This is a genomic window from Terriglobales bacterium (assembly GCA_035764005.1).
In the GTDB taxonomy this organism is placed as follows: domain Bacteria; phylum Acidobacteriota; class Terriglobia; order Terriglobales; family Acidobacteriaceae; genus Gp1-AA112.
On the sequence record DASTZZ010000019.1, the window covers coordinates 35444 to 56856 of the forward strand.

Here is a 21413-nt window from a genome sequence, read left to right on the forward strand (position 1 = left end):
GGCGGAACTTACACACCCACTGGGAAAGGCTTCGTGTGGGGCTCGCCCAAGCTCGTGAGCCGATCGAATCGTCCCTGCAGCAGTGACATCAGCCCCGTGTACCAATAGCCGATCACGAAGATGATCAGGAATGGGACGGTAATGTAGTTCTCGTTTGAAATCGCGTAGTACACGGCAGCAGCGAAGTACGTGCCGATGGCGAGTTCAATCCATGGCACTACGCCGAGTCTCTTGCGATATTTCCGAGCGGCGACCGACTTCTCGCCTTTCGCCTGCACGCGATACTTTGGCGTGCGCTTGAACGCCGATTGCACACCAAACAGCGCTTCTAGAACTGCCCGCGTATTCGTCACCGTCAACCCAATACCCAGCGCCATCAGAAATGGCAGGTACAAGAATGTCTTCGGCCAGCGCTTCGGAAACAACTCCTTCTGCGAGACGAGATAAAACGACGAGATCGAAAACGTCGACGCCATAAACAGCGGCAGATCGATCAGCAGCATCTGGAACCATCCTTGATAGAAGCGAATGATCATCGCCGGCAACAGCAACGTCGAGAGCACGACCATGAACGGATAGCTGATGTTGGCCGTCAAGTGGTACCAGGCTTCGAGCTTGATCCGGAATGGAACGTCAGAGCGCATTACCGCCGGCAGAATTTTCTTGGCGGTCTGGATCAGTCCCTTGGCCCAGCGCGCCTGTTGCGTCTTGAACGCCGTCATCTCGATTGGCAGTTCGGCAGGACACTCGACATTTTGCAGGTACTTAAATTTCCATCCTTTGAGCTGCGAACGATAAGAGAGATCGGTGTCTTCAGTAAGCGTGTCATGCTGCCACCCGCCGGCGTCTTCAATGGCCTGCCGACGCCACATGCCTGCCGTGCCGTTGAAATTGAAGAAGGCCCGGCTGCGGGAGCGGCCACCGTGTTCGAGGATGAAGTGCCCATCGAGCAGAATGGCTTCGACGTTGGTAAGGAATGAATAATCGCGGTTCAGGTGCGTCCATCGCGTCTGCACCATTCCAATTTCGGGATCGGCGAAATGATGCACCACACGCATGAGCCAATCGGGAGGGGGCACGAAGTCGGCGTCGAAGATGGCGATAAATTCGCCCTTCGCTGATTTCATTCCATCCTGCAAAGCGCCGGCCTTGAATCCATGCCGGTTTGTGCGGTGATGATACGAAATCGGATAACCCAGTGCGGCATAGCGCTGCACCACCGCATTTGCGACTTCGACGGTCTCGTCAGTCGAGTCGTCGAGTACCTGGATCTCCAGCTTCTCCCGCGGATACTCCATCTTGCAGACGGCATCGACCAATCGATCGATCACAAACTGCTCGTTGAAAATCGGAAGCTGAACTGTGACTCGCGGCAGCTCGGAAAAACGGTGGTCCGGCTCGTCCGCCCGGTTCCTGCGGTGCTTGTAATAGAGGTAAACCAGCACATACCGATGTATGCCGTACGAGGCGAGGATGATGAGAACGACGAAATAAGGGATTAACAACGCAAGGTCAAAAGCGTTTGGGACATACAGGCCCTTGAACGTCGTATCGCCAAAATGAGTCTTGAAATAGTGCGCGAGGCTATGCGGCGCCAGCACGGCAAAGCTCAACAAAGCAGGAAGGAAAGCGGGCATTCAGACAGGAATCCAACCAAGACATTGTAGCTGAATGGCTTGTCCTCCAACTTGCGTGCAGCCGTCGCGGGTCTAATGCTAATTTCCTGCATTCGCCGGCGTCTTCATGTCCGTATTTCTCTGAGGAGATTCGCCATGTTTCGCTTTGTTCTGTTCTTTGCTGCCTTCGCCAGTGGTTCTCTGGGCGCACAGACCAATCCACCTCTTACCGCCCACCAGATCATGCAGCAAGTCGGCACCAATCAGGACCGATCAGACGCGCTTCGGCGTACCTACGTGTATCGACAACACATTCGCGTCACCAGCCACAAAAGCAACGGCAAGCTGATGCGGGATGAAGCGGCCGATTATCTGGTCGTGCCTAACGCTGGAGGGTCGACCAAGAAACTCACGGCGTTAAGTGGCAAGTACTGGCAGAAAGACAGGTACGTCGATTACTCGGGCGAACAAACCGCCGACTATGATGGCTTGGACGGTGACCTGGTGAGCGATCTTCGCAATGATCTGGCCAATGAAAGCCGCACCAAAGACGGAATTGCCACCAACCTGTTTCCGCTCAGGTCGAAAGAGCAGGAAAAGTATGTTTTCAGACTCATGGGCGAGGAAAGCACAAACGGACGCAAAACATACCGCATTGCCTTCCGTCCCAAGGAGAAAGGCGACACAGTATGGAAGGGCGAGGCTCTAATCGATGCCGAGGAATTCCAACCAGTAACTGTCTTCACCAAACTCGCTCGTCGCGTTCCATTTTGGATTCGCACAAGTCTAGGCACAGACTTACCGGATGTAGGCTTCAGCGTAACTTACAAGCGACAACCAGACGGAGTCTGGTTCCCAGTCTCATTCGGAACCGAGTTCCACCTGCATGCAGTCTTCTTTATCAACCGCGAAATTACCGTCTCATTGCAGAACAGCGATTTCGAGAAGACACACGTGGATTCCATCGTTCATTACGAAAAATCGAGTCTGTACTGATTTCGGTCTGATCCGCCATTAGCCGCAATCAACGCTGCTCGCCTCATTCCTCTGGAAACACCGGCATGCGTTTCGCTCGGATGTCGCTCTTTTGCAGCACGGAATTTGATGATCCCGCCTTCAGACAACGCAGATTAGCGCAACGGCGTTCTTGACGAACCGCGACCTGCAGACTAGCCTGTCGCAGAAAACGTTTTCACAAAACCGGCAAACCGTGCCTGACTAGGCGCACTCACGAGCGCTCGACAAGTTTTCTGCTTTAAAACCCCGGCTAGTTCGGTTTTAGGAAAAATGAGGTTCTTACAAGGATTCAGACGCCTAGATTAGCCCGGCCTCTCTGAGGTGTTGAATACTCTTTGAAGAAGACGGAGTGCCTTCGACCGAATGATCGATCTTAAGAAGCTGGAAGCCTGGTTCGTTACTGGAAGTCAGCACCTCTATGGGGAAGAAACCCTGAAGCAAGTCGCTGCGCATTCTCAGCAGATCGCGCAATATCTTTCGCAATCGCCCTCAATTCCAGTGAAGGTTGTTTTCAAGCCGGTGCTCACGACACCGGAATCGATTTATCAACTTTGTCTTGAGGCGAACAACACGCCCAACTGTATCGGGCTGATCACGTGGATGCACACGTTTTCGCCAGCCAAGATGTGGATTTCCGGATTGAAAGCGCTGCAACGGCCATTCGCCCACCTCCACACGCAATTCAACCGCGACTTGCCGTGGTCTACGATCGACATGGATTTTATGAACCTGAATCAGTCAGCGCATGGTGATCGCGAGTTCGGGTTCCTGGGCAGCCGAGCGCGCAAGCGGCGAAAGGTGATTGTTGGCTTTTGGCGGGATCAGGAGGTTGCCACCGAACTGGCGACTTGGCTGAGGGCTGCCAGTGCATGGCACGACACTCAGCGCCTTAAAGTCGCCCGTTTCGGCGACAACATGCGGAAGGTCGCTGTCACCGAAGGTGACAAAGTAGAAGCGCAGATGCGCTTCGGATACTCGGTGAACGGATACGGAGTGGGTGACCTCGTCGATCGGTTCGGCAAAGTCTCGGACTCGGACATCGATAAGCTAATTTCCACCTACGAACAGTCCTATACCGTTGCCGAGCCGCTTCGCATCCGCGGCGAAAAACGCGCCTCACTTCGCGAAGCTGCGCGCATTGAGCTGAGCCTGCGAAATTTCCTCGAGGAGGGAGATTTCAAAGCCTTCACGGATACCTTTGAAGACCTGCACGGGCTCGCGCAGCTTCCAGGTATTGCCGTGCAACGCCTCATGGCGGACGGATACGGCTTCGGCGCGGAGGGCGACTGGAAGACCGCCGCGCTGGTCCGCGCTATGAAAGTTATGAGTGCCGGGCTCAAAGGCGGGACTTCCTTCATGGAGGACTACACCTACGATTTTGGCAATGGGGGCAAGGTTCTCGGCGCCCATATGCTCGAAATTTGCCTGTCGATTGCGGCCGACCGGCCTTCGATGGAAATTCATCCTCTCGGCATCGGCGGCAAGGCCGATCCCGTGCGACTCGTCTTCAACGCCCAGGCCGGACCGGCGGTAAACGCCTCCATTGTGGACATGGGCGACCGCTTTCGCATGATCGTCAACGAAGTCGATACGATCGCTCCCGAACATCCATTGCCCAAGCTGCCTGTGGCCCGCGCGGTCTGGATTCCCAGGCCGAACCTCAAAGTCGGCGCGGCAGCATGGATCCTGGCTGGGGGTGCACATCACACCGGTTTCAGCCATGCTCTGACGTCGCAGCATTTGGAAGACTTCGCCGCCATGGCCGACATTGAGTTCTTGTTAATCGACAGCGGCACGACGGTGCGTTCATTCGAAAACGAAATACGTTGGAATGACATGTACTACGGCGTGATGCGGCGCTAACAGCTTTTGGCTTCTGGATGGATCAGCCTCGCCTTCGGACTCTTCATCGCGTACCAAATCGGAATATTCCGACGGTCTGTTTACAGTCATCCGCAGTCGATGCCTCACTAATCTTCTAAAACGCTTGCACGGACAAGCTCCAGCGCTCACAACAGGTCTCTCGAATAGAATTCATGTGAATCGGCTCTGAAAGGGAGGGCATCTACTGCGCCATGGAATTCAGACAGCTCGGCAATTCTGGTTTGAAGGTTCCGGTTCTCAGCTTTGGCACCGGAACCTTTGGTGGGCGCGGCGAATTTTTCAAAGCCTGGGGCAGCACCGACGTGAAAGAGGCCACGCGATTGGTGGACATCTGTCTCGAAGCCGGAGTGAACTTCTTCGACACTGCAGACATTTACTCCCACGGTGCGTCGGAAGAGATTCTCGGCAAGGCGGTCGCTGGCCGCCGCGGTTCAGTGCTGATTTCCACCAAAGCGAGCTTCCGCATGGGAGAAGGTCCCAACGACCTCGGTTCTTCGCGCTATCACCTGATTCAAGCCTGCGAAGCCAGCCTGCGCCGACTCGGCACCGATTACATCGACGTCTACCACCTCCACGGCTTCGACCTCACGACTCCGATTGAAGAAACGCTCCAGACGCTGAATACTCTGGTGCAGTCCGGCAAAGTGCGCTACATCGCCTGTTCCAACTTTTCCGGATGGCATCTGATGAAATCGCTAGCCATTGCCGAGAGATATGGATGGCCGCGCTATGTCGCTCATCAGGCTTATTATTCGCTCATCGGACGCGAGTACGAATGGGAGCTCCTGCCGCTCGCCATCGATCAAAGGATAGGAACCATCGTGTGGAGTCCGCTCGGCTGGGGACGCCTCACCGGCAAAATCCGCCGCAACCAGCCGCTGCCCAAAGTCAGCCGCCTGCACTCAACCGCCGAACAAGGACCTCCAGTCGACGACGAATATCTCTACAAAGTTGTCGACGTGCTCGACGACATCGCGCGCGAAACCGGAAAGACCGTTCCCCAGATCGCGCTGAACTGGCTGCTGCAGCGCCCGACTGTGGCGAACGTGATCATCGGCGCACGCAACGAAGAACAACTCCGCCAGAACCTGGCTGCAGTCGGATGGAACCTGAGCACGGAACAAGTCGAACGGTTAAACGCAGCAAGCTATCGGGTGCCGATTTATCCATACTGGCATCAGGTGCAGTTCGTCGAACGAAATCCGCTCGCCGCCTTTGCTGCTTGATCGGCGGCTTCCTAAACTGCGCCTTGGATGCGCCAGGCGTACGTCTCCAGCTCCGGGCGATGCGCAAACCATCGCTCCATCATGGCAAGGCTCCAATTCGCGCCGGGCCGATCAATGCTGGCCCCGACATGGCTCTCCTCTTCTGTGAGAACCTCAAGCACTACCTGCCAAGCTCCTTCGCTGCCTTCGAACACGGGGATTCTCCTCGGGGGAGGATGCTCATGGTAGGGCAAGTACACAGCCAACCTAAGCTGCTGAAAATGTTGGACCACGTCTCTCTCCCCAGCTCGATACTGTGGAGTTTTTCCCTAATCGGCCGCAAGTAGAGTGTTTTTTGCCGATGACATTTTTTGTCGGCCTGTGCGCAGTTAGCCGGTAGCGGTGAGCTGGATCCTCCTTTAGCTCAAATCGCTCAGAAGCATAGAAGGCCAGCGATCCGCCTAGACATCCAGCTTGACCTCCACAACGTGTAGCCATATAGTTACGCATTATGCGTATCCGTTCGGTTACAGATTCGCGGGACGCTGTTTTCCAGGCACTGGCCGATCCCACGCGACGCGCCGTGCTTGACTTGCTTCGCTCTGGCAGCCAACCGGCCGGCCAGATCGCGCGGGCTTTTCCCATTTCGCGCCCAGCGATTTCCAAACACCTGCAGCTGCTCGGTCGTGCGCATCTCGTTACAGGAGAGCGCAGAGGACGCCACCGCTACTACGGGCTGAACGCCGCTCCGCTCGCGTCGGTTGACTCGTGGCTTAACGAATATCGAACGTTTTGGAAATCGAGCCTCGCAGGTCTCAGGACGTTCGTCGAAGCGGAGAACAAATCCAAAGCACAGGGCACGAGTACTGCACGCGACACAAATGCGCAGCGCAACGAACGTCCGCAGAACCACAGGGGAACCCGCCGATGACATCCAGCTCCGAACGTGCCCAGCAAGATGCCGTTACCGCAGAAATCGAGATCGCCGCTTCGCCCGAGCGCGTCTTCCAAGCCTTGATCGACCCGGCGCAGGTTCCGCAATGGTGGGGAGGAGAAGGAGCCGGACAGGTCTACCGCTGTACGAACTTTGAAGCCGACCTGCGTGTCGGAGGCAAATGGCGCAGCTCCGGCATCACCGGTAATGGGAACTTCGAGGTAAGCGGCGAATTCCTGGAACTCGATCCGCCGCGTGTTGTGTCGTATTCCTGGGTAGCGAGCTGGACGGGCACCGCCAAAACCACGGTCCGCTGGGAGCTCATCCCGATCCAAAATGGAACGTTAGTCAGACTCCGCCACAGTGGCTTGGCCGCTCACCCAGAGATCGCCCGCGCGTATCAAGGCTGGCCCCGAATGCTGCATTGGCTGCAGAGCTATTTAGAACCGAACCGTCCGCGATAGTGCGTTGGTGATTTTCATGTTTCGGGTCCCGCGAAATACCTCGCCTTGAATTCGGGGGCTGCGCTCACACAGGGGATGCTGGGCTTGCGTCTGGCTAGGGCAATCTCGTGCTAAAGTCGCGGTAAGAACCGTCGAAGTTGATTGATTGCGCTAGAGTCTACCCGGGAAGCGAAGTCGAGCAAGAAGAGCGACGCGCATCACTAAGCAGATACGCGACGCGAGCTCGGCGGCAGCAGTATCGATGTTTACTGAGGCACAAATCAGTCCGCGCAGCGTCTTGCCGATGCAGTTGGCCTTTAGCCTTACTGGCGTCGGGACGACGCTTCTCGGTTCCTTACTCCCGACGCTGAGCGTGAATTGCCGGCTCGATGACCGCCGCGCAGGATTTCTCTTTGCCGCCCAGTTCTGTGGATCGGCCCTGGGCGCTCTGCTGGTCGGCTCACGCTTTTTTCGAAGCGCCCTGCGCGGTTATCTGCTGCTGGTGATCAGCGCTCTCTCGATTGCATTCGTGCGCGGTCAGGCGCGGATGCTCCTGTTTTTTACCTTTGGCCTCGGTCTTGGGCTCGCCATGACGTCCACCAGCATGTGGATGGGCAAAGTGTTTCCGGCTCGTCGCGGCGCCGTGCTTTCTGTTCTCAACGCCTGGTGGTGCTTCGGCGCGGTGATCTCGGCCCCGCTTGCGTCCATCTGGGTCAGGCGATTTTCGCCTGAGTACTTCTATCCGGTATTGGGAGCCGCGATCATCGTCACGCTAATCCCGGTCTTCGGCCGACACCGAGCTGCCGTCGATGCGGAACCGGATCATGAGAGCCGTCTGAGCGAGATCGAATGGAAGCGGGTGGCAATTTTTGCCCTGATAGCGTTTCTGTACGTCGGAAGTGAGACCTCCGTGGGCGGGTGGTTGATGAGCTACGTTCATCGTCTTGCGGTCTCGAATACTCTTCTGGCTCCGCTTGCGACCTCGTGCTTCTGGCTGGCGCTTTTGTGTGGACGCACAGTGTCCCCGTGGCTACTGCGCCGCACGGATGAGCTGCAGCTGCTTACCGCCTCTATTCTGGGCGCCTTCCTGAGTGTCCTTATGTTTCTGCTGTTGCGAACACCTCTCGTAACGGTGTTCAGCGCGACGTGTACCGGGCTCATGCTTGGGCCGATCTTCCCTCTTTGCATGGCGAGGATTCTGGCCCTCATGCACGATTCGCCAAAATCGAAGTGGACTTTCTCGCTTTCAGGGATTGGAGCTGCCACTCTGCCGGCCCTGACCGGGGAAGTCTCCACACGCGCCGGGTCACTCCATTCCGGACTGCTCGTACCGGCATTTGCGTTATTGCTAATGAGCGTGATGGTGATGTTCGATCGCGCAGCCAGGCCGAAAGCAGTTGCAGCACAGGCCAAAGCGCGCTAGCAGCCATGCCTCTGGCATGCTCACCTGAATGCTTGTGTGATCGATGCGATTACAGAGACTGATGCCAATGCACCGCAGGCAAGGACGCGCGAAACAAAACAGCACAGAGGCCGGGGTCATCGGGTGAAGAAATCAAAACACGACGCGGACTCCGCGGATGCTTCGCCGCGGATCAACGCAGGATTCTTTTCTTAGATTTTGGGAAAGTAGCCTTCCGCGTTCATCCGCGTCCCATCCGCGCAATCCGCGTCTGGTTTGGATTTTCACTTGACCCGATGGCAGGCCGTTACTCGTACCTTAATGCCTCAACCGTGTCCATCTGCGCTGCGCGGGTGGCCGGTACCGTACCGAAGATAATGCCCACGCCCGAGGCCACAAGGATGGCGATGATTGCCGAGAGTCCCGAAATGGGGATTCTGTATTCGCTAAAGAAGCGGACCGAAAGAGGCACGCAGAGCCCGATGATAGTCCCCAGCAGCCCACCGGTGAGAGAGATGAATACTGCTTCGGTGAGGAACTGCAGTCGAATCTCCTGACGGGTAGCACCGACTGCTTTGCGAATGCCAATCTCGCGAATGCGCGAGCGCACATTCGCGAGCATGATGTTCATAATTCCCACGCCGCTTACAACCAGTGTGACCGTAGCAATCAGCAACAGCACGACCGTCAAAGCGTTTGCGGTCTGCGCAGCCACAGAAAGCAATTGTTGCAGGTTTTCGACGTGATACACCGATTGCGCACGATGGCGCGATTGCAGAACTCGGTGGATTTCCTGAGTCGCTCGATCTACTTCGCTGGCATCAGCCATCGAGAAGAACAGTTGCTTCACCGCGTCGGTTCCGGTGAAGTACTTGGCTACGGTGTACGGAATGAGAATGGTGTCTTCTGCAATTTCGGATTGACCAAATGTCTCTACGCGTTCTTTAAACGTTCCAATAATCGTGAACGGTAGATTGCTGATCTTAATGGTCTGTCCCACCGCAGAATCTTCATTGCCGTAGAGTCGCCGTGCAAGCTGGACAGTGACGCAGGCAACTTTGGTGCGCGTCTGCGATTCTTCGGAGTCAAAGAATCTACCAGAAGGAATCAGCAGATTACGCACTGTCTCGTATTCCGCCGAAACGCCAAGTACCAGCAGGTCGCGCTCTCTTCCCTCCCCCACGGAAATTCGATCGTGCAGTTCGATCATCGGAGAGGACGCAATGATGTCTGGAACTTCGTTGCGAACGGCGCGTTCGTCATCTTCCGTGAGCTCGTCTTTCTGAACTGTGCTGAAAGAAGAGTTGCTGCCGCCTTCGTAATAAGCGTAGATCATGTTGGCGCCGATCGCCTGAATTTGATTCAGGATGTACTGCTTTCCGGTAAGGCCGATGGTCACGACCAGAATCAGCGAGGCGGTGCCGATCACCATGCCGAGCGCGGTGAGCGCGAAGCGAACTTTGCTGGAGCGGAAGGAATCGACCGCCAGCTTGGCGATCTCTCCGAAGACCATCGTCTTGGTCGCGCTCTCCAGCGTCTGCTCGAACGAGCGGATGCGCTCCATCGTGCTCTGATGATGCTCAGCCGCCTTCTGCTCTTCGAGTTGCAGCTCTTCAGGGGACATTCAGGGGCTTGCGAAAGACAACAACTCCTTCAGTCCCATCCTAAACCGGGTTGAGACGAGAAGTTGCTTCTGGATTGGATGACAGGGATGACTGAGAAGCTTCACGGAGAGAAAGGCGTTTCGGGTTTCGAGTTTCAAGTTTCGGCAAAGCCGGACGCTTACACCAAGATAGAATGCGAACACGGTTTCGCCGCGACATATGACAAGGCAAAGGAGCGTCATCCAGCCGGAAGACTGGCTTTTGCCGAAACTTGAAACCTGAAACCCGAAACGCCTTTTGCCCCTATGGATCAGCGCATCATCTTCCACCTCGACATGGACGCCTTCTTCGTCTCGGTCGAAGAGCTGCTCGATCCATCGCTCAAGGGTAAACCCGTCATCGTAGGCGGAGCCAAGGATCAGCGCGGCGTTGTAGCAGCGGCTTCTTACGCTGCTCGCAAATTCGGCGTGCATTCTGCTATGCCGCTGCGTACTGCGGCGAAGCTCTGTCCTGATGGCATCTATCTTGACGGACATCCTCATCTTTATCGCGAGTATTCAGGTAAGGTGCACACGATCCTCTGCCGCTTCTCTCCCAAAGTGGAAATGGCCTCTGTAGACGAAGCTTATCTTGATATGACCGGCACCGCGCGACTGCTCGGTCCGCCATTGAGGTCGGCGGACGTTCTGCATCAGCAAATCAAAAGCGAGCTGAATCTGAACTGCTCGATCGGAATTGGCACTGCGCGAGTTGTTGCCAAAATTGCCTCTGACTTGGCGAAGCCGAACGGCGTGCTCTTCGTCTGGCCCGGACACGAGGCCCGGCTCTTTGCCGATCTGCCGGTGCGCAAGATGCCGGGAATCGGCAAAGTCTCAGAAGCGCGTTTACATGAACTCGGCATTCGCACTTTTGCCGATCTCACCGCACGCGAAGATCTCGATCATCACTTCGGCGCATACGGCGCCGCGATGGTGGGCAAAGCTCGCGGCGAAGACGCAGGCGGATGGTTCGACGAAGAAATCGGCGAGAGCACGGCAAAATCAATCAGCCACGAGCACACGTATGGCGAGGACACCGCGAACCTGCAAATCCTCGAAACCACGCTCGCTCGATTGACCGAAATGGTCTGCCGGCGCCTACGAGAACAGCAATTCGAAGCGCGCACTATTCAACTCAAACTGCGCTATTCCGACTTCACGACGATCACGCGCGCGCATTCAGTACCAGAGCCCACGAGCAGCGATCACGTAATCCTCACGAATATTCGCAAGCTCTTTCACGACAACTGGAAGCCTGGAGCCAAAGTGCGTCTGTTAGGAGTGCATGTTTCAGGCTTCGACAGCACTCCAGCATCGCTGTCCTTCGATTTCGCGACTCCCGATCGTTGGAATAAAGCCCTTTCAGCGGCCGATCGACTGCGCGATAAATTCGGAGACGCGGCCGTCCACCTCGGCAGCGCGCTGAAGGCAAACATCCGCGAACGCACGCACGAAAATCCCGCGGGCGTACCTGGAAAGAACAAAAAACAGAACGGCGAACACGAAGGTCACTAAGCTCGACTGAGAGAGGTCACGAAGATTTCTTTGTGGCCTCTTGTGTTCCCTTCGTGACCTTCGTGTTCGCCTTTCCCTCGGTTCTGCGAAAATTGATGTAGTCCCATGATTCAACTTTCCGGCGCGGGGAAGCGCTACGGCCACAAGCTGCTCTTTGAAGGTCTCGATTGGCTGATCACGCCGAACGACCGCGTCGGAGTTGTCGGAGCGAACGGGACTGGAAAATCCACGTTGCTGAAAGTGCTTGCCGGAATCGAGACCCTCGATTACGGAACGATTGTCCGCACGAAAGGCATCAGCGCCGGATATCTGCCACAGGACGGGCTTTCCCTAAGCGGGCGGACTGTTTTCGCTGAGTGCATGTCTGTATTCGCTGAATTGCAGAGCATGGAGCACGAGCTTGAGCAGCTCACAGCACAAATGTCGGAACTGGATCATGCTGGCGCGGACTACGCGCAAGTCGCCGAGCGCTTTCACTCGCTCGAAGCCCACTTTCGCGCACGCGATGGTTACGCACTCGAGGCTCAGGTTGGAACCGTTCTCGCCGGACTCGGATTCCGCAAGGATGATTGGCACCGAGCGACAGAAGAGTTCTCGGGCGGATGGCAGATGCGTATCGCACTCGCCAAGCTGTTGCTGCAAAAACCGAATCTTCTCCTGCTCGATGAGCCCACGAATCATCTCGATCTCGAAACCCGCAACTGGCTGGAAGAATATCTCGCGAATTATCCGAATGCCTTCGTCCTGATTTCTCACGACCGCTACTTCCTCGATGTGACCGTTAAGAAGACAATCGAAATCTGGAACAAGCGCGTGCAGTTCTATTCCGGGAACTACGAGAAGTATCTGGCACAGCGCGAAGAGCGCAAGACGCAGCTTGAATCCTCCTACCGCAATCAACGCGAAAAGATCGAGCAGCTTGAGGCATTCATCAATCGATTTCGTTATCAGGCGACGAAAGCCAAGCAGGTACAGAGCCGCATCAAGGAACTCGAACGCATGGAGCGCATCGAAGTTCCTCCGGAAGAAAAGACGATCCACTTTCGCTTTCCTCAGCCCAAGCCGAGCGGGCGCATCGTTGCCGAATTCAAAAATGTGGTTAAAAGCTACGGCGAGAAAGAAGTCTTCCGCGATGTGAACTTCATGATTGAGCGTGGAGACCGGGTTGCGCTGGTAGGCCTGAATGGTGCGGGAAAATCGACGCTCATCCGCATGCTGGCAAATGATGAACCGCTTACGGCAGGCGAGTACGCTCTCGGACACAACGCGCAGCCGGATTACTTCGCGCAAGATCAATACAAGGTTCTTGATCCCGAGCGCCGCATGTTGGACGACCTCGAAGAAGTCGCGCCGCGCGCAACCACAACGGAACTGCGGAACCTGCTGGGTTGTTTTCTGTTTTCAGATGATGAGGTCTTCAAGCAGCTCGGCGTCCTCTCCGGCGGAGAACGCAATCGCTACGCTCTCGCGCGAATGCTGCTGCATCCCTCGAACTTCCTCCTGCTCGACGAACCGACGAACCATCTGGACCTGCGCGCAAAAGACGTTCTCTTAAATGCGCTCCAGGACTTCAGCGGAACGGTTGTATTCGTTTCGCACGATCGCTATTTCATTGACAAGCTCGCAACTCGAATCTTCGAAGTCGGGAATGGCAAAGTCGAGGTGTTCCCAGGGAATTACGAAGATTATCTCTGGCGCAAGCAAGGCGGAGCCTCGCGGATCGCAGCCGGTGTGACTGAAGCCGCTCCGACGACCAGCACTCCTGAACCGGCGATCACGAACAACGGCGATTCTGCCCAGCCTGCCTCAGAGCCTAAGCAGGGACGAATGAACCCGATCAAGCTGCGTCAGATGAAAGAGCGAGTGGGCGAGATCGAGGAAGAAATCACGAAGCTCGAAACAGGAATTGCGGAATGCGAGCAGGCGCTACAAACATTTGTGAGTGCGCAAGAAACCGCTCGACTAACGCAGCTACTCGAAACCCGGCGCCACGATTTGGAATCGCTGATGAAAGAGTGGGCGGAGATTTCTTCGGCTATCGAAGGGTGACAGAGAAGAGCGAACGCGAAGGTCACAAAGGTTCAAAAGCAAGGTCACGGACAACGAAACCAAAGACTGAGCGCCTATTGCTTATTGCCTATTGCGGCCTTTACATCACGTGCAAACGAAAGATTGCGTCTTCGCGGCAGCGCCCCTTGCAGCGCGTGGCCAGAACAGCGCATACCACGAAAATGCTAACCGTAACCGCGGTTCCCAAATGTGAGAAGCCGGCGAGCAGGCTCGTGGCATCGAAGGCCGTGGCTGGAAATGTGAAGAGCATAACGATCTTTGTACGATTAGAAGGCGGGTCGCAGGGAAAGGCTGGCCAGAGATAAGAATTTTAAGTAGGGGTGCAAGTAATTGAAAAGGAAGCTAGCAATAGGCATGGCCATAGGCAATAGGCGAAAAAGCAGCCGCTAGATCGAACAGGCCCGCTGTCTGCTGCTTATTGCCGATTGCCTATTGCCGCTTTTCAAAACGCCATGAACGGCAGCTTGCGCGGGCGGGTTTGCTGCACGAAAGGCTGAGCGAGAAATTCGACAAACGGAGCTGCTGCTCGGAAGTGGCTCACGATTTCCGGCAACATTCGCGCAGTGTTTATGACTGATCCGTCTATGGTGTGCTCGAAGAACCATTGCTTTCCGCGAATCAGATCTTCTGCCGGATGCTCTTTGTCAAAGCCCTTCGGGATACGCGAGAGCTTCTCGCCTTGCAATTCTCCGAAGGCATTTCGCAGCGCTCGACCGCGCACAAGCGTGCGAAATTCTTCGTGGCGTTCCGCGAGCAAGCTGCGGATTTTCAACAGCTCGTCGCGCTCGGGCATATACACGCCGGCGAAGATCAGCAGCTCTTTGGGAGTGAAGTGAAAATAGAAACAAGGCCCGGCAGCCTTACACATACTTTGCAGGTAAAAGGTCGCGGCAATGTGGGTCTTGTACGGCCGCTTATCTTTCGAGAAGCGCGTGTCGCGGTAAATGCGGAAGACAGCCTTCTTAATCGGAGTCACATAGCGCGGAGCGAAATCAGCCAGTTCGGAATTGATCGCATTCACCAGCGCTTCAAGCGGAGTGCGAACTTGCTCCTCGTAGATGTGCTTGCGGGGCTGGAACCATTCCCGCTTGTTGTTGCGCTCGAGACCGCGAAGGAAGCTGATAGCCTCAGGCGAAAAGCCGGGAAAGCGTCTGGCGGTCAGGACGGCTTGCAATGCAGTTGACATAATTTAAGTTTGCCAGAAGAGCGAACACGAAGGTCACAAGGGACAACAAAAGAGGTCACAAAGAATTTTTCGTGACCTCCTCAGTTGCCTCCGTGACCTTCGTGTTCGCCGTTCCTCAGTATTTCGGCATTCGCGGGTCAACCCGATCGGCCCACGCCAGAATGCCTCCTGCGAGATTACGCACTTTCTTGAACCCCGCCTGCCTCAGGAAATCGACCGCCTTGCCACTGCGCACGCCGGAGCGGCAGTGCGCGACGATCTCTCGGCTGGAGTCGAGTTCGTTCATGCGCTTGGGCAGATCGCCGAGCGGAATCAAATATCCATTCAGGTTGCAAATCTGATATTCGTGCGGCTCGCGTACGTCGAGGACAAAGATGTCCTCTCCGGCATCGAGTCGCTGCTTCAGCTCTTCGGGTTGAATCTCGGGCACGTTGACGGTCACTGGCGCTTCTTCTCCGCGGATACCACAGAACTCCTGATAATCAATCAGCTCTGTGATTGTACGATTCGGACCGCAAATCGGGCACTCCGGATTCTTGCGCAGCTTCAATTCGCGGAAGCGCATGCCGAGCGCATCGACCAGCAGCAGACGTCCAACGAGCGGATCACCTTTGCCGAGGATCAGCTTGATCGTTTCGGTCGCCTGAATGATGCCAACGAGTCCTGGCAGAATTCCAAGCACTCCGCCTTCGGCGCACGATGGCACGAGGCCTGGTGGCGGCGGTTCGGGATACAAGCAGCGATAGCACGGGCCGTCTTTCAACCCGAACACGCTCGCCTGGCCTTCGAAGCGGAAGATCGATCCGTAGACGTTCGGCTTGCCGCTGAGCACGCAGGCATCGTTCACGAGGTAGCGTGTCGGAAAATTGTCGGTGCCATCGACGACGATGTCGAAGTCTTCGAAGATGCGCAGCGCGTTATCGCTGCTGAGCCGCGTTTCATAGCGAACGACTTCGACGTAGGGATTGATCGCCTCGATCTTGTCGGCAGCCGAGTCGAGCTTCTTGCGGCCAACATCAGAAGTCGAGTGGATGATCTGCCGCTGCAGATTCGTAAAGTCCACCACGTCGAAATCGACGAGGCCGAGCGTACCGATTCCAGCGGCGGCAAGATACATCGCGAGAGGCGAGCCAAGCCCGCCGGTACCAATGCAGAGCACGCGCGCGGCTTTCAGCTTTTGCTGACCTTCGAGTCCCACTTCGGGCATAATGAGATGCCGCGAATAGCGGAGAATTTCGTCTTTGCTGAGCGCGTTAGAGAGGAGTGTGGATGTAGCCATAAATTCGCCTTGTGATCGTCGACTGAATGCGTCAGTACCGTCCGCGGTACCGAATGGGGGAGTCGCCCGCTGACCCATCTGCTACCGCAGACGGTACTGACTTAATATCAGCCGATTTCGCTTCCGCCTGCGATCGAGGGAATGATCGACAACTGATCTCCGTCTTTCACCGGCGTCTGCTCTTTCGTCGCGAGATAGCGCACGTCTTCATCGTTCAAATAGACGTTTACGAATGCGCGCAGCTTGCCGTCATCCGTGTAAAGATGCCGTTTCAAATCAGGATGCGTGCTGGTGAGTTTTGATAACGCATCGTTCACTGTGGATGCATGAACTTCAACTGCATCCTGTTTACCTGCATACTGCCGGAGTGGTGTAGGTATGAAGATTTTCATATCAAAACAATTTCGCGATTTTCTGATTTCGCGATTTCGTGATTTGAAAAAACCGAATCACGAAATCACGCAATCGCGAAATTTCAAGCTCCTGTTTGATGTCCTAACTCGTAAACCCGCTTCATCCTGCTGCACGAGCCAAACCGTCTACGTTTACCGGCTCGTCTTCAAAATGCTTGTTCTCTTCGTCCGCACCTGCCAGCAGGAATGAATTCGTAATTTTTGCCGTTCCCTTTTCGACACTTGTGATCACATACGAACAGCCGATCCAATGGGCCTCTGCGAGATCGGTTTGCGACCAGCGCGCCGGATGGTCGGGGTGCGAATGATAGAAGCCGACGATCTCCAGTCCTGCTTCGCGCGCCTGCCGCTGAATGCGCACCAGCTCTTGCGGGGCAATGTGATAGCGGTTGTGTGGCGAGTCGGAACGCGTGTTACCGCATCGAACGGTTTGCTCAACCGTCCGCGAATCCTCGCCCGAGCGCCCGAGGAGCACTCCGCAGCATTCGTGCGGGTAGGTTTGCTCGCCATGCTGGCGAATCGCGGTGTAGTCGTGTTGGTTGATCTTCAGCATCGTTTTGCTAGTAAGCCTTGTCATTCCGAACCGCCGACTTTTGGCGGTGAGGAATCCCTATCGACTTCGAAAATCTCAATCTGGCACATGCAAACCTGTTAGAAGTCCCTAGGGATTCCTCCGGCCAAAAAACCCGGCCGTTCGGAATGACAGAGCGTTAAAGTCATTCCTCCCACAATCGATCACTCAAATACTTATCCGCCGAGTCGCACAGGATCGTCACAATCACGGCCTCGCCGTTTTCCTCAATCCAGCCGCTCTTCTCTAAATGTCGAGCTAATTCCACCGCTCCAACCACCGCCGCACCTGATGAAATCCCCACCAGCAAACCTTCCTCGCGTGCGAGCCGCTTGAGCATCGCATAGGCCGCCTCGGTGGAAATTCCATGATCTTCATCCGCCAGTGACGGATCGTAAATCCTGGGGACGATCGCCGTCGCCATGTGCTTGAGCCCCTCAAGGCCATGGAATGGCGAATCCGGCTGGAGCGAAATGCATTTGATATCCGGATTCAGCTCGCGCAATCTCCGCGTGCAGCCCACAAATGTTCCGCTGGTTCCGAGCGTGGCGACAAAGTGCGTAATCCGGCCGTCAGTCTGGTTCCAGATTTCGTTTGCGGTGGAATTGTAGTGCGCCCGCCAGTTGGCCTCGTTCGAGTATTGATCGGCGTAGAAGTATCTCTCCGGCTCAGCGGCAGCCAACTCGCGCGCTTTGCGGATCGCCCCATCGGAGCCATCATTCGGATCGGTAAAAACGATCTCGGCCCCATAAGCCTTCAAAATCCGCTTCCGTTCCAGCGAGACGTTGGAAGGCATGCATAGCTTCACCGGAAACCCTTTAGCCGCGCCAATCATCGCGTAAGCGATTCCCGTATTGCCACTGGTGGCATCCAGCAGCGTCTTCCCCGGACGAAGCTGCCCGTTCCGCTCCGCGTCGCGCACGATGTTGAACGCCGGACGGTCCTTCACCGATCCGCCCGGGTTCACCCACTCCGCCTTCCCCAGAATCTGAACTCCGCGCAGCCCGTCCGCGATTCGCCCGAGGCGCAACAGCGGAGTATTTCCGACACGCTCAAGTTGTGTGTTCCCAAGCAGTTGGCGAGCTGTCCTGGCACTGAATTGTGAAGTAATGGCACTCACGTAATTTGCTCTGATCCTCTCTCGTGTGCGAAAGTAGCCGCTTACCGTTGCTGAACGTATTTAGGAATGTGAAGCGGCGGACAACGAACCCGGCTGAATGGGCTATCTACAACAACAACACAGCAGCCGGAACCCCGAGCTCCCGTAGCTCGCGGGGTTGAGATGAGCAGGAGCAGGGAGCGATAACGAGATCGATGGCGACCAAAGTTGAATCCGTGACATACGACCAGGCGCTCGCTTGGTTACGAGATCACCAATTCGATGTTCTGGATGCACCTGGCGTTTCAAATCGTGTATTCCTGAAGAAATACGGGGTCTCAGCAGCCATCCAGCGCGACGATGAAGGCGGCATCCGTCTGTTTGCCAAGCCCGGATACCTCATCGGCGGCGAAATAGCACGCCTCGTGGACAAAGGGTACCAGAAGTTCCTCAAGACCACAAAAACAGAGATTCCGGCCTCGGCCGACCACCTTAAGGCTATCCACAACTTCTCCGAGGAGCTGAAGGAAGCCACCGGCTCGATCAGCCTCTACAATGAGAGCCTGGGAACAGTGAGCGACCGCTACATGTATGACCGCGTGGAAGACCGCGACGAGCCGAGCTCGGTGCGTCCGGCAAGGCCGTGGGAAAAGAAGAAGGGCAGTAAGCAATAGGCGGCAGGCACTAGGCAATAGGCTCAAAAACAAGAATCCGGCCCTCGGCCGGATTTCGCTTTTAATACGCATATCACTCCTCGGGCGGCGTCCACTCCGTCCACCAAGTCCACTGAGTCCACTACAAACTCAGTGGACACAGTGGACTTGGTGGTCGCCGTGGACACCGAAAACTACGTGCCTACCATCGCTCTAGTTCACCCACCCGCCGCGTCCATCATCGCGCTTATCGTCCGGCGGCTTGTAATTGCCGTACTCGTCGAAATACACGTTGCGGTCGTGCTTGCGCATATACACCTGAAACTTTTTCGCCGCACGGCGACGCTTCCAGCGATAGTACGCGTTGCGCATTCCGTAGAGTCGCTCTGAAATTCCTGGCGAAACCCGCCTGCGCGCAAATATCGCAAACCACACGTAACCCCCGAGCAAACCGAGCAGGATCACGCAGAACTGCAAAGCAAAGTGCGAGAGCAGCAGATACGCAGTTTCAAGCGCGGCGATTCCAACCACAATCCACTTCACCGGAATCTGGATTGGAATCGGAAACAGCATGATTGGCGCGTTGCGATTGAAGAGGTAGAAGACCATCAGGATCGCGTCTGCAGCAGCCCCTGAGCCCATTGCCGGCCCCTGTGCGATCACGCCGGTCAATGAGAGCCCATAACCAACAACTCCGGCAAAGACGAGGCTGCCGAAGAAGAGACCATAGAACCTTCCCCAGCCAATCTGGTCTTCGACTGCGCCGCCGATGAAGTAAATACCCACCAGCGACAGTACGAAATCCAGCGGATCCTGATACATGAACGCATAGGTCACGAACTGCCAGAGCCAACCCTCGTGAATGCGCTGCGGCTGCAGCACTCCCAACGCGAAGACCAAATTGCCGATGTTCGGCGCAAACGAGAGAAGGAGCAGCAGCACGATGTAGATCGCGGTGCTGGCAAGGATGATCTGCTTTACGGCGCCGCGAAAGGGAGGCAGACCCATTTCAAAAGACGTATTACGAGGCATAAGCTCACATTCCGGACGAAGACGGCGCCTGACTTCTGCCCGGTATTCCGATTCTACCGCTCGGAGTGGGCACAACCGCCAAACTGATGTGCCCTTTTGCGTCAATCGCGCGCAAAGCGAAAAAGACGTTGTCTTTCGAGATCGGCAGTGTGATTGTCGTGCTGCTTGCAGGCACGCTCATCGCATGTTGCCAATACGGCTGATCGCCATCGCGCCACAGCACCTGATATCCAGTAGCCAGGCCGCCCGGCGAGGCTTCCCACGTGAGTGTCGTGTCGTTTGTGAGCCCGCGCGTCTCGATGTGCACATTCGCCGGCGGAGCCGGAGCCGACGCCAGTGAAGCCAGCGTTGCTGCATTCGTTCGCGCCACATTCGCGACATAGTTGAAATCGACGAACTTCACCAGATCGCCGTACTCGATTCCATCTTCGGTGCGTAGATTTTGATGCTGATGATGGAAGTCCTCGCGGTACTCGGTCACGCGCACGGCAGCGAATCCTTCTTCGTTGAACGACGTGTGATCGCCGCCACGCAGGAAGCGATCGCGACGAAAGATGAGCGTTGGTTGAAATTTCGGCAGGTACTCTTTCGACGTAGTCCGCACATAGCGAGCCAACTCGCGAGAAGTCGAATCGTTCTCCAGTCCGAGGTTGCGAAAGCGATTCAGTTCCTCAGGCTTGAGCGTCGCGGGAACGCCTTCCGAGAAGATGCGCACGGTGTCCTTGCGCTGGAGCGTGTCGCCAGGCGTAGTGTTGCCGCCGACGATATCGTTGTTCAGCGCTCCCTGAATGTCCCATCCTTGTTCATGTGCCATCTGCGCGAAGTGCTTCGACCCGTCAAGGCCCTGCTCTTCACCGGCGACGGTCAGAAAAATAATGGTCGCGGGGAACTTGTGTTTGCTCAGCACGCGCGCGCATTCAATGCTCACCGAGGTGCCGCTGGCATCGTCATTAGCTCCAGGCGCAGGATCTTTCGTGTTCAAAACGTCGGTGTTGCGGGAATCATAATGTCCGGTGACAAGGTAAATCCGTTTCGCGTTCTCTTGATCGGTGCCGCGCAGAATTGCGTAAACATTCGTCAGCGGAGTCGGCGTAGGCACGCGCGGACCCACGGGCTGAGTGAAGGAATCGGTCTTCACCTCCAGACATCCACCACATGCTTTCGAATAACTCTCGAACTGCTCCTGAATCCACTTGGCCGCAGCCGTCACGCCGAGCCCCTGCGAGATCATCTCCTGATCGTTCGAGGACAGCGTGTTGCGGTTCTTGAAAGAAACCAGCTTCTCGTCGATGGCGCGGATGTGCTCAGGAGAAATCTCTTTCAGCGCCGCCACTATCTGCGGATCGAGCTTCGTAGGTTGTGGGTTGACCTCCACAACAGCCACCGGCTTCGGAGGCGGCGTGCGCTGCGGATTTTCCTGAGCAACGCTGGTGAAAGAGCAAAACATCAGAG

The 21413-nt window shown here is 56.0% G+C and carries 20 protein-coding genes; 9 read left to right on the forward strand and 11 right to left on the reverse strand.

What is annotated here, in order from left to right; all coding sequences use genetic code 11:
- Positions 1-8: 8 nt before the first annotated feature.
- Positions 9-1637: a glycosyltransferase gene (locus VFU50_02465; GenBank protein HEU5231695.1), complete on the reverse strand. Its 1629-nt coding sequence runs from the start codon at positions 1635-1637 to the stop codon at positions 9-11.
- A gap of 135 nt (positions 1638-1772) precedes the next feature.
- On the opposite strand from VFU50_02465, the gene VFU50_02470 reads away from it, so the two are divergent.
- The 3 genes from VFU50_02470 (at position 1773) to VFU50_02480 (ending at position 5743) form a co-directional block, all read left to right on the forward strand.
- Positions 1773-2612 carry a hypothetical protein gene (locus tag VFU50_02470; GenBank protein ID HEU5231696.1) on the forward strand — a complete coding sequence of 280 codons (840 nt, stop codon included), beginning with the start codon at positions 1773-1775 and terminating at the stop codon, positions 2610-2612.
- 384 nt (positions 2613-2996) lie between these two features.
- Complete coding sequence (araA, locus tag VFU50_02475) at positions 2997-4496, forward strand: L-arabinose isomerase (protein ID HEU5231697.1); 1500 nt, start codon at positions 2997-2999, stop codon at positions 4494-4496.
- 212 nt (positions 4497-4708) lie between these two features.
- The gene (locus tag VFU50_02480) at positions 4709-5743 is read left to right on the forward strand and encodes an aldo/keto reductase (protein HEU5231698.1); all 1035 of its coding nucleotides are present in this window, start codon (positions 4709-4711) and stop codon (positions 5741-5743) included.
- An 11-nt stretch (positions 5744-5754) separates the two neighbouring features.
- On the opposite strand, the gene VFU50_02485 is transcribed toward VFU50_02480, so the two are convergent.
- Positions 5755-5937: a hypothetical protein gene (locus tag VFU50_02485; GenBank protein HEU5231699.1), complete on the reverse strand. Its 183-nt coding sequence runs from the start codon at positions 5935-5937 to the stop codon at positions 5755-5757.
- A 296-nt stretch (positions 5938-6233) separates the two neighbouring features.
- On the opposite strand from VFU50_02485, the gene VFU50_02490 reads away from it, so the two are divergent.
- The 3 genes from VFU50_02490 (at position 6234) to VFU50_02500 (ending at position 8522) form a co-directional block, all read left to right on the forward strand.
- Complete coding sequence (locus VFU50_02490; protein HEU5231700.1) at positions 6234-6653, forward strand: metalloregulator ArsR/SmtB family transcription factor; 420 nt, start codon at positions 6234-6236, stop codon at positions 6651-6653.
- Positions 6650-7120: an SRPBCC domain-containing protein gene (locus VFU50_02495; protein ID HEU5231701.1), complete on the forward strand. Its 471-nt coding sequence runs from the start codon at positions 6650-6652 to the stop codon at positions 7118-7120. The genes VFU50_02490 and VFU50_02495 overlap by 4 nt, the downstream gene beginning before the upstream one ends.
- 241 nt (positions 7121-7361) lie before the next feature.
- Complete coding sequence (locus VFU50_02500; protein ID HEU5231702.1) at positions 7362-8522, forward strand: MFS transporter; 1161 nt, start codon at positions 7362-7364, stop codon at positions 8520-8522.
- 286 nt (positions 8523-8808) lie between these two features.
- Here VFU50_02500 and VFU50_02505 read toward each other — a convergent pair whose 3' ends face one another.
- Positions 8809-10125, reverse strand: coding sequence for an ABC transporter permease (locus tag VFU50_02505; GenBank protein ID HEU5231703.1), 1317 nt, complete (start codon positions 10123-10125; stop codon positions 8809-8811).
- 285 nt (positions 10126-10410) lie between these two features.
- On the opposite strand from VFU50_02505, the gene dinB reads away from it, so the two are divergent.
- Together dinB and VFU50_02515 are read left to right on the forward strand one after the other, a co-directional pair.
- Positions 10411-11658, forward strand: a complete 1248-nt coding sequence (gene dinB, locus VFU50_02510) for a DNA polymerase IV (GenBank protein HEU5231704.1) — start codon at positions 10411-10413, stop codon at positions 11656-11658.
- Between the two features lie 105 nt (positions 11659-11763).
- Positions 11764-13707 carry an ABC-F family ATP-binding cassette domain-containing protein gene (locus tag VFU50_02515; protein HEU5231705.1) on the forward strand — a complete coding sequence of 648 codons (1944 nt, stop codon included), beginning with the start codon at positions 11764-11766 and terminating at the stop codon, positions 13705-13707.
- 100 nt (positions 13708-13807) lie between these two features.
- Here the strand turns inward: VFU50_02515 and VFU50_02520 are convergent, their stop codons facing one another.
- From VFU50_02520 to VFU50_02545, 6 genes are all read right to left on the reverse strand, one after another.
- Complete coding sequence (locus VFU50_02520; GenBank protein ID HEU5231706.1) at positions 13808-13978, reverse strand: hypothetical protein; 171 nt, start codon at positions 13976-13978, stop codon at positions 13808-13810.
- A 192-nt stretch (positions 13979-14170) separates the two neighbouring features.
- On the reverse strand, positions 14171-14914 hold the full coding sequence (locus VFU50_02525; protein ID HEU5231707.1) for a DUF2461 domain-containing protein: 744 nt from the start codon (positions 14912-14914) through the stop codon (positions 14171-14173).
- A 115-nt stretch (positions 14915-15029) separates the two neighbouring features.
- Positions 15030-16193 carry a molybdopterin-synthase adenylyltransferase MoeB gene (moeB, locus tag VFU50_02530; GenBank protein ID HEU5231708.1) on the reverse strand — a complete coding sequence of 388 codons (1164 nt, stop codon included), beginning with the start codon at positions 16191-16193 and terminating at the stop codon, positions 15030-15032.
- Positions 16194-16300: 107 nt separating this feature from the next.
- Positions 16301-16585 (reverse strand): ubiquitin-like small modifier protein 1, encoded by a 285-nt coding sequence (locus VFU50_02535; protein ID HEU5231709.1) that lies wholly within the window; start codon positions 16583-16585, stop codon positions 16301-16303.
- A 121-nt stretch (positions 16586-16706) separates the two neighbouring features.
- On the reverse strand, positions 16707-17159 hold the full coding sequence (locus VFU50_02540) for a M67 family metallopeptidase (GenBank protein HEU5231710.1): 453 nt from the start codon (positions 17157-17159) through the stop codon (positions 16707-16709).
- A gap of 163 nt (positions 17160-17322) precedes the next feature.
- Positions 17323-18288, reverse strand: a complete 966-nt coding sequence (locus VFU50_02545; GenBank protein HEU5231711.1) for a cysteine synthase family protein — start codon at positions 18286-18288, stop codon at positions 17323-17325.
- A gap of 203 nt (positions 18289-18491) precedes the next feature.
- Here VFU50_02545 and VFU50_02550 point away from each other — a divergent pair, with 203 nt between their 5' ends.
- Positions 18492-18950 carry a hypothetical protein gene (locus tag VFU50_02550; GenBank protein HEU5231712.1) on the forward strand — a complete coding sequence of 153 codons (459 nt, stop codon included), beginning with the start codon at positions 18492-18494 and terminating at the stop codon, positions 18948-18950.
- A 192-nt stretch (positions 18951-19142) separates the two neighbouring features.
- On the opposite strand, the gene VFU50_02555 is transcribed toward VFU50_02550, so the two are convergent.
- Both VFU50_02555 and VFU50_02560 read right to left on the reverse strand, forming a co-directional pair.
- Positions 19143-19937: a rhomboid family intramembrane serine protease gene (locus VFU50_02555; GenBank protein HEU5231713.1), complete on the reverse strand. Its 795-nt coding sequence runs from the start codon at positions 19935-19937 to the stop codon at positions 19143-19145.
- A 28-nt stretch (positions 19938-19965) separates the two neighbouring features.
- Positions 19966-21408, reverse strand: a complete 1443-nt coding sequence (locus VFU50_02560) for a M28 family metallopeptidase (GenBank protein HEU5231714.1) — start codon at positions 21406-21408, stop codon at positions 19966-19968.
- Between the last annotated feature and the right edge of the window lie 5 nt (positions 21409-21413).

Excerpts from the sequence above, each read along its gene's own strand:
- araA (HEU5231697.1), top strand. The coding sequence starts at position 2,997 with ATGATCGATCTTAAGAAGCTGGAAGCCTGGTTCGTTACTGGAAGTCAG.
- VFU50_02500 (HEU5231702.1), top strand. The coding sequence starts at position 7,362 with ATGTTTACTGAGGCACAAATCAGTCCGCGCAGCGTCTTGCCGATGCAG.
- VFU50_02540 (HEU5231710.1), bottom strand. The coding sequence starts at position 17,159 with ATGCTGAAGATCAACCAACACGACTACACCGCGATTCGCCAGCATGGC.
- VFU50_02490 (HEU5231700.1), top strand. The coding sequence starts at position 6,234 with ATGCGTATCCGTTCGGTTACAGATTCGCGGGACGCTGTTTTCCAGGCA.
- VFU50_02495 (HEU5231701.1), top strand. The coding sequence starts at position 6,650 with ATGACATCCAGCTCCGAACGTGCCCAGCAAGATGCCGTTACCGCAGAA.
- VFU50_02480 (HEU5231698.1), top strand. The coding sequence starts at position 4,709 with ATGGAATTCAGACAGCTCGGCAATTCTGGTTTGAAGGTTCCGGTTCTC.
- VFU50_02520 (HEU5231706.1), bottom strand. The coding sequence starts at position 13,978 with ATGCTCTTCACATTTCCAGCCACGGCCTTCGATGCCACGAGCCTGCTC.
- VFU50_02515 (HEU5231705.1), top strand. The coding sequence starts at position 11,764 with ATGATTCAACTTTCCGGCGCGGGGAAGCGCTACGGCCACAAGCTGCTC.
- VFU50_02465 (HEU5231695.1), bottom strand. The coding sequence starts at position 1,637 with ATGCCCGCTTTCCTTCCTGCTTTGTTGAGCTTTGCCGTGCTGGCGCCG.
- VFU50_02535 (HEU5231709.1), bottom strand. The coding sequence starts at position 16,585 with ATGAAAATCTTCATACCTACACCACTCCGGCAGTATGCAGGTAAACAG.
- moeB (HEU5231708.1), bottom strand. The coding sequence starts at position 16,193 with ATGGCTACATCCACACTCCTCTCTAACGCGCTCAGCAAAGACGAAATT.
- VFU50_02470 (HEU5231696.1), top strand. The coding sequence starts at position 1,773 with ATGTTTCGCTTTGTTCTGTTCTTTGCTGCCTTCGCCAGTGGTTCTCTG.
- dinB (HEU5231704.1), top strand. The coding sequence starts at position 10,411 with ATGGATCAGCGCATCATCTTCCACCTCGACATGGACGCCTTCTTCGTC.
- VFU50_02505 (HEU5231703.1), bottom strand. The coding sequence starts at position 10,125 with ATGTCCCCTGAAGAGCTGCAACTCGAAGAGCAGAAGGCGGCTGAGCAT.
- VFU50_02525 (HEU5231707.1), bottom strand. The coding sequence starts at position 14,914 with ATGTCAACTGCATTGCAAGCCGTCCTGACCGCCAGACGCTTTCCCGGC.
- VFU50_02555 (HEU5231713.1), bottom strand. The coding sequence starts at position 19,937 with ATGGGTCTGCCTCCCTTTCGCGGCGCCGTAAAGCAGATCATCCTTGCC.
- VFU50_02560 (HEU5231714.1), bottom strand. The coding sequence starts at position 21,408 with ATGTTTTGCTCTTTCACCAGCGTTGCTCAGGAAAATCCGCAGCGCACG.
- VFU50_02550 (HEU5231712.1), top strand. The coding sequence starts at position 18,492 with ATGGCGACCAAAGTTGAATCCGTGACATACGACCAGGCGCTCGCTTGG.